Source organism: Arthrobacter sp. H41, from assembly GCF_000520535.1.
In the GTDB taxonomy this organism is placed as follows: Bacteria; Actinomycetota; Actinomycetes; order Actinomycetales; family Micrococcaceae; genus Arthrobacter_D.
In genome coordinates this window covers 9,724-15,096 of sequence record NZ_KI914793.1, presented here as the reverse complement: position 1 = coordinate 15,096, position 5,373 = coordinate 9,724, and the positions used below count along the sequence as shown (strand labels likewise).

At 66.9% G+C, this 5,373-nt stretch carries 7 protein-coding genes; 6 read left to right on the top strand and 1 reads right to left on the bottom strand.

Annotation, left to right across the window (positions count from 1 at the left end; genetic code table 11):
• On the bottom strand, nt 1-694 hold a 694-nt coding region (locus Y705_RS18640; protein WP_162149063.1), incomplete at its 3' end, for a hypothetical protein.
• A gap of 279 nt (nt 695-973) precedes the next feature.
• Between Y705_RS18640 and paaA the strand changes: the two genes are divergently transcribed.
• From paaA to Y705_RS23120, 6 genes are all read left to right on the top strand, one after another.
• Entirely contained in the window at nt 974-1,948 is a 975-nt protein-coding gene (gene paaA / locus Y705_RS0109035) for a 1,2-phenylacetyl-CoA epoxidase subunit PaaA (RefSeq protein WP_026532626.1), read from the top strand.
• Between the two features lie 55 nt (nt 1,949-2,003).
• On the top strand, nt 2,004-2,297 hold the full coding sequence (paaB, locus tag Y705_RS0109030; RefSeq protein WP_026532625.1) for a 1,2-phenylacetyl-CoA epoxidase subunit PaaB: 294 nt from the start codon (nt 2,004-2,006) through the stop codon (nt 2,295-2,297).
• On the top strand, nt 2,294-3,118 hold the full coding sequence (gene paaC / locus Y705_RS0109025; RefSeq protein ID WP_026532624.1) for a 1,2-phenylacetyl-CoA epoxidase subunit PaaC: 825 nt from the start codon (nt 2,294-2,296) through the stop codon (nt 3,116-3,118). The genes paaB and paaC overlap by 4 nt, the downstream gene beginning before the upstream one ends.
• An 8-nt stretch (nt 3,119-3,126) precedes the next feature.
• A complete protein-coding gene (gene paaD / locus Y705_RS0109020; RefSeq protein ID WP_049822532.1) occupies nt 3,127-3,663 on the top strand; it encodes a 1,2-phenylacetyl-CoA epoxidase subunit PaaD in 537 nt (178 codons plus the stop codon).
• The gene (paaE, locus tag Y705_RS0109015) at nt 3,664-4,824 is read left to right on the top strand and encodes a 1,2-phenylacetyl-CoA epoxidase subunit PaaE (protein ID WP_026532622.1); all 1,161 of its coding nucleotides are present in this window, start codon (nt 3,664-3,666) and stop codon (nt 4,822-4,824) included. It begins immediately after the preceding gene.
• 34 nt (nt 4,825-4,858) lie between these two features.
• Nucleotides 4,859-5,373, top strand: a 515-nt coding sequence (locus tag Y705_RS23120) for an enoyl-CoA hydratase/isomerase family protein (RefSeq protein WP_253908554.1), incomplete at its 3' end; no start/stop codon positions are given.

Here is a 5,373-nt window from a genome sequence, read left to right as displayed (position 1 = left end):
CCGAGCCTTCGATGGGGAAGTTCGGTGTGAATTCGGGCAGCCCCGCATCGTGCAGCAGCAGGCGCAGCCTCGTTTCGGGAGGGGAGTCCACGCCGATCCGCAGAAGCTCAAGAGCTTCCCTTGCACGGATGACGCCGCGGATCTTGTGCTTGGATTCCAGATATTCGCGCAGCTCGCCGAGCGGTACAAGAGGAATCCGATCCCGTCCGAAGTGCCGATTGTGCGCGCTGACGAGGTAGTCGCCGGCAATCACCAGATCCTCCATGGACAGGGCTGCGGCCAGGTCGAGCCAGGTCCTTGCCGGAGACGTCACCGCGATGCCGTCGATGACGGTCCGCTCACTTGCGTCGAGCCGCCGCTGATGGCCGACGGCGTTCCTGCGGCGGGCGGCCGTCGCCCCCGGAGGCCGGGTGAGGTGGACAGCGGTCTCGTTCTGCAGCCGCCACGGGATGGGGATGCCCAGGAGGAGCGCGGCAGTGGTGTGGCTGATCGTGCCGAGCGGCGTCAGCGCTGCATAGGGTGCGACGGCGTCGAGCAGGGTCTCCGTGCTCAGGGCCGGTCTGCGAATCCCCCGGCTCTCGGTCACCAGGTCAGCGGCGCGGCTCCTCGCCCGGGAAACGCCGGCCGCGGTGGCTTCCGCGGAGGTGAAGGACCGACCGGCGAGGTGCATCGGGAGCGGAGCTGGTGGGCGCATGTTCCCGATTGTTGCGCTTCGGCGGACGTGCGGGACGGTTATCCACAGCGTCGGCGACAACCAGGCCCAGGGTGGTGCCGACGTAGTGCCCGTTGGGTAAGCGGCCCCCCATTGATTAAGCACCTATGGCTGGCAAATCTCGGAAATGGCAGCCATAGATGCTTAATCAGCGGGAGGGGGCGGCGGCGCCCTGTTGACTGCCGCCGCCTGCACTGGATATCCTGAACGAACGGTCGGTAATTATTTCCGGCGTCGTTCCAGCACAGTGAGGTGACCATCGTGGCGACAACTGCACCGGTTGAGCAGATCGAAGCGGGCGAGCAGCTCTTTCGCGACCTGATCGCGAGGGACTCGCGCATCGAGCCGCGTGACTGGATGCCGGAGGCGTACCGGAAGTCCCTCACACGCCAGATCTCCCAGCATGCCCACTCCGAGATCATCGGCATGCAGCCCGAGGCCAACTGGATCACGCGGGCACCCTCACTCAAGCGCAAGGCGATCCTGATGGCCAAGGTCCAGGACGAGGCGGGCCACGGCCTCTACCTGTACTCGGCCGCGGAGACCCTCGGCACACCCCGGGACAAGATGACCGAGGACCTGATCGCCGGTAAGGCACGGTACTCGAGCATCTTCAACTATCCGGTGCCCACGTGGGCCGACATCGGCGCGATCGGCTGGCTCGTCGACGGAGCCGCGATCTGCAACCAGGTTCCCCTCTGCCGCGCCTCCTACGGTCCCTACGGCCGAGCGATGGTGCGCGTCTGCAAAGAGGAGTCCTTCCACCAGCGCCAGGGCTTCGAGATCCTGCTCGAGCTGGCAAATGGAACCCCGGCACAGCGCGAGATGGCGCAGGACGCCGTGAACCGCTGGTACGCGCCGTCGCTGATGATGTTCGGCCCGCCCGACGACGATTCGCCCAACTCCAAGCAATCCATGGCCTGGAACATCAAGCGCTTCTCCAACGATGAGCTGCGTGCCCGCTTCGTGGGAATGATGGTGGAGCAGGTGAAGGCACTCGGCTTGACCCTCCCCGACGCGGAAGTACGTTTCGATGAGGAAACGCAGAAGTGGGAGCACGGCCCGCTGGACTGGAATGAATTCGCCGAAGTCCTGGCCGGCCGCGGACCCTGCAACGCACAGCGCATGGAGCGTCGCCGCGAGGCGCACGAAGAGGGCGCGTGGGTGCGGGAAGCCGCAGCGGCCTACGCCGACAAGCAGGCCGCCGCGCGCGCCGCGTCAGTGAAGGCGGTTTAGCGTGACCGGAGGATCGACGACGGGCGACGACGGCGCAACGGCTCCCAGCACGGGGCTGCAGGAGAAGCGCCAGGGCTGGCCGCTTTGGGAAGTGTTCGTGCGGTCGTCGCGAGGCCTCTCGCACGTGCATGCCGGCTCCCTTCACGCCCCCGACGCCGACATGGCCGTGCGGAACGCAAGGGACCTCTACACCCGGCGCAATGAGGGCGTCAGTCTGTGGGTGGTGCCGTCGTCGTCGATCATCACCAGCGATCCGGACGCGAAGGAGCAGTTCTTCGAATCCCCCCAGGGCAAGGATTACCGCCACGCCACCTACTACACGAAGAGCGAGGGAGTGAAGCACCTGTGAGCGAGTCAAACGCCAGCGCCACGCGGATCACCCCCGGCAACGCCCTGCGCCCCGAAGACATTGCCGCATCGGATGCCAGACCGACCGCCGACGTCGCTGAATACGCCCTGTGGCTCGGCGACGATTCGTTGATCCTGGCGCAGCGGCTGGGCTGGTGGATCTCACGGGCGCCGGAGCTCGAGGAGGACGTGGCGCTCGCGAACATCGGGCTCGACCTTCTCGGCCACGCGCGGTCCTTCCTCACGTACGCCGGGCACGCATCTGGCAGGACCGAGGACGACCTCGCCTACTTCCGCCGTGAACCCGAGTTCCGCTCGGCCCACCTGTTCGAACAGCCGAACGGCGACTTCGCCCGGACCATCGCGCGCCAGTTCGTGGTCTCGCATTACCAGTGGGAGCTTTACTCGCACTTGGTGCATTCCTCGGACGCAACTCTCGCAGCAATCGCCGCCAAGGCCGTCAAGGAGGTCGACTACCACCGCGACCACAGTGCCCAGTGGATCCTGCGGCTCGCCCTCGGAACCGACGAATCACGGCGCCGCATGGAGGCCGGGCTGAAGCTCACCTGGCCCTATGTGGGGGAGCTGTTCACCGACTACGCGCCGGTCGACGCACTGGGGGACGCCGCGGTCCGTCCGAGCTCACTCCAGGCGGCGTTCGACGCGGCGGTCGGAACCGCGCTCTCCGAAGCCGAACTCGAGGTCCCGTCCGTCCCGCAGGCCGTGGGCGGGGGCCGTCAGGGCCGTCACAGCGAGCACCTGGGCTATATCCTCGCCGAAATGCAGGTCCTGGCACGCGAGCACCCCGGAGCTTCCTGGTGACGGTGGCCATGGGAACCAGCATCGGAACCAGCACCGGAACCAACACCGCCAGCCGGCCGGCGAACGACGACGACGCCCGGGTGTGGGACATCGCCGCGGAGATATGCGACCCCGAGATCCCCGTGCTCACCATCGAGGACCTCGGGGTGCTCCGCGCCGCGGATGCCGGCCCGGGCGGGCAGGCAACGGTGGTCATCACGCCCACCTATTCGGGCTGCCCGGCGATGGACGCGATCCGCGACGACGTCACCTCGGCCCTGAAGCTCCGCGGGTACGACGACGTCCGCGTGATCATCGAGCTGGCTCCGGCATGGACCACCGACTGGATGACCGACGCCGGCAAGGCGAAACTCAACGAGTACGGCATTGCTCCTCCCACGGGGAAGGCTGCCGCCGGTAAGGTGAGGATCGGTCTCAGCGTGAAGTGCCCCCAGTGCGCCTCACTCAACACGCGCGAGCTCACCCGCTTCGGCTCCACGTCCTGCAAGGCGCTCTACGTGTGCCAGGACTGCCGGGAGCCCTTCGATTACTTCAAGGTGTTGTAGATGGCAGTAGTCCTCGCCCCCACGAACAAGCGGCGGACGGCCTTCAACCCGCTGACGGTGTCCGGGGTTCGCCGCCTCACCGACGACGCCGTCGAGGTCGCCTTCGCCGTGCCCACCGAGCTCGCCGACCGCTACGACTACCTTCCCGGCCAGTACGTAGCGCTGCGCACCACGCTCGACGTCGACGGCGAACCGAAGGAGGTGCGCCGCAGCTACTCGATCTGCGCCGAACCGACGCCCGGCGAGATCCGGGTGGCCATCAAACGGGACCTCGGCGGGCTCTTCTCCGAGTGGGCCAACACGTCCTTGAAGGCCGGCGACTCCCTCGACGTCATGAGCCCCATGGGCCAGTTCATCTCGAAGCACGAGCTGACCGAGGTCAACGATCCCCGGCAGATCGATACCGCCACGCAGAATTCCTTCGTCGCCGTGGCGGCGGGGTCCGGGATCACCCCCGTCATCGCCATCGCCCGGACCGTGCTCGCGGCGAATGCGAACGTCCGCTTCGACCTGGTCTACGCAAACCGTGCCGCGATGGACGTAATGTTCCTTGAGGAACTCGCCGATTTGAAGGACCGCTACCCTGCACGGTTCGCCCTGCACCACGTGCTCTCGCGCGAGCAGCGAATCTCTCCCCTGCTGACGGGACGCATCGACGCGGACAAGCTCGAAACCCTCCTGGGCAGCGTGATCCGCACTGACGAGGTGGACGAGTGGTTCCTCTGCGGGCCCTTCGACCTCGTGCAGCTGTGCCGCGACACCCTCGCCGGGCGGGGCGTTCCGGCCGAGAAGATCCGGTTCGAACTGTTCTCCACGGGTGAGCCCAGCCGGCCCGAAGGCCAGACGGGAAGACCGGTCCGGGCAGCGGACGACGGCGACAATTTCACGATCTCGTTCAACCTCGACGGACTGCAGGGCGAAGTCAAGAGCCCTACGCACGCCCGCGAGTCCATCCTCAACGCGGCGCTGCGGGTGCGGCCGGATGTGCCGTTCGCCTGCGCGGGCGGAGTCTGCGGAACCTGTCGGGCGAAAGTTGTTTCCGGAACCGTGGACATGGCGGAGAACTATGCACTCGAACCCGATGAGGTGGAGAATGGTTACGTCCTGACGTGCCAGGCCCGCCCTACGAGCGACACCGTCACCGTCGACTACGACGCCTAGGAACGCTGACATGACGACAAGTACTGCTGACAGCATGATCAGCCTCGAGATCTATGACGGCGTGGTCGAGATCGTGCTCGACGCACCCCACAAGCTGAATGCGCTCGACGACCGCGCGTTGGACGATCTGTCGGCTGCTTTCGACGACGCCGCCAAAGGGTCGGTGCGTGCCCTGCTGCTGCGTGGGGAGGGCCGGGCGTTCTGCGCAGGGCGCGACATCTCCGGTGTCGATGCCCGGGACGACGACGCCGGGGGATACCTCGACGGGCGCGTCACACCGTTGCTGCAGAAGATAGCGGCGTTTCCGGCTCCCACCTTCGCAGCGGCGCAGGGCGCTTGCCTCGGCGTCGGTCTGGGGCTCCTCGTGGCAACGGATGTCGTCTACGTGGCGGACACCGCGAAGATCGGCTCGCCCTTCGCGAACCTCGGTGCCACCCTGGATTCCGGGGGGCACTGGCTGTTCACGGAGCGGCTGGGTGCTCATCGGACCCTGGATCTGGTGTACACCGCGGAGCTGATGAGCGGGGCGGAAGCCGTGGCGGGCGGCCT